General features: G+C 16.7%; 1 protein-coding gene. It reads left to right on the forward strand.

Going from position 1 to position 569, the window contains the following annotated elements; genetic code table 11:
- On the forward strand, positions 1–569 hold a 569-nt coding region (locus CAMP5121_RS08040; protein ID WP_337215300.1), incomplete at both ends, for a hypothetical protein.

Consider the following 569-nt stretch of genomic DNA (forward strand, 5'->3'; position numbering starts at 1 on the left):
AAAGAATCTTTTCATATCAATATCTTAATCAATAGTGATACACTTTATAAAAATCCTTTATTGCAATATAATATAAATAGAACAATTTCTAAAGATGATAATATCATTTATGCTTTAAAAAATACTTCTAGTATAAATCAAGCTTTTAAAAACTTAAAACAATTACAAGAAGTATTATTAAAAGAAAATATATTTTTAAATTTTATAGACTTAAATAGTAAAGAAAGTCTTTTAAGTTTTTACAATCAAATATTAAGTGATCATCATCTTAAAGATTATTTTTATATAAAAAATAATCAATTTTTTATTAAAGAAGATATAAAAAATAAAATTATATTTCACAATATCAATTCTTCTTCTATTATAAGTAATTATCTTAGCTTGTTAAATGATTTTAATACTTTAAGTAAGATAGAATTTATAAATATATTAGAAAGTTTAAGTTTATATAATCTCTCAACTTTAATGCAAGATATACAAAAAAGATATTTAAAACTAGAATATAACTTAAAAAGCTTTGATAAAGATAGTATCTTTTTATCTAATATAATTATGAATGTGAGATTGAA

Source organism: Campylobacter sp. 2352 PW (assembly GCF_024723575.1).
GTDB lineage: Bacteria > Campylobacterota > Campylobacteria > Campylobacterales > Campylobacteraceae > Campylobacter_D.